The sequence below is a fragment of the Frankia sp. Hr75.2 genome (genome assembly GCF_949319125.1).
Taxonomy (GTDB): domain Bacteria; phylum Actinomycetota; class Actinomycetes; order Frankiales; family Frankiaceae; genus Parafrankia; species Parafrankia soli.
On the sequence record NZ_CASGGV010000172.1, the window covers coordinates 1 to 1,084 of the forward strand.

General features: G+C 64.7%; 1 protein-coding gene. It reads left to right on the plus strand.

Annotated elements, in window-relative coordinates:
• The coding region (locus AC559T_RS13755; RefSeq protein ID WP_498868934.1) for an HNH endonuclease at window positions 1–979 on the plus strand (979 nt) is incomplete at its 5' end.
• Window positions 980–1,084: the final 105 nt, after the last annotated feature.

Here is a 1,084-nt window from a genome sequence, read left to right on the forward strand (position 1 = left end):
CCGGCTTCGCCAGCAACGCCGCCAGCTGCCCAGCCAGGATCCCCACGATCCCAGCTATCGGCGGTTACGGTACGTAAGGTACGCGGACGATATTCTGTTCGGGTTCAGCGGGCCGAAATCCGAAGCACAGGAGATCACCGAAAGGGTCCGGCAGTTCCTGCGTGACGACCTCAGGCTGGAACTGTCCGCCGAGAAGACGCTGATCACCCACGCCCAGACCGGGCGGGCACGTTTCCTCGGCTACGACATCGTCGCCCAACACTCCGACACAAAGATCACCCGGGGTCGCCGGGCTGTCAACGGAGCAATCGGGTTGCGCGTCCCCCCAGAAGTGATCAGAAACAAGTGCGCCCCGTACTGCAAGCGCGGCAAACCCGCGTCCCGGCCGCAGATGCTTCACGACAACGACTACACGATCGTGTCGAAGTTCCAGGCCGAGTACCGGGGCATCGTCCAGTATTACCTGCTTGCCGGTGACGTCTACCGGCTCCAGAAACTGCGCTGGGTCATGGAAACCGCCATGCTCAAGACCCTGGCAGGCAAGCACAGATCCACCGTCAACGCGATGGCCCACAAGTACAAGGCCACCGTGAAGACGGACCACGGACCGCGCACCTGCTTTGAGGTCACTATCCAGCGTGACGACGGCAGGAAACCACTGGTCGCGCGTTTCGGCGGCATACCGCTGCACCGGAAGCCCACGGCCGCCCTCGAAGACCGAGCGCCGATCCTGGCCACCGCCCGTGGCAACGAGCTGATCCACCGGCTCCTCGCGGGCGCGTGCGAACTGTGCGGAGCGACGGAGCAGGTGGAAGTCCACCATGTCCGCCACCTCGCCGACCTCAACAAACCAGGACGACGTGAAAAACCGGCCTGGGTTCGCCTCATGGCGAAGCGACGGCGAAAGACACTCGTCGCCTGCCGCCCCTGCCACGAGGCGATCCACGCCGGACGACCTACCACGCAACCCACGGCATAACCACTGGAGAGCCCGTTGCAGTTAACGCTGCACGGCGGGTTCGGCGGGAGGCCGACGGAAAAGGAACCGCCCAAGGCGGTCACCTCGCCGGCGGCCTACCCAACT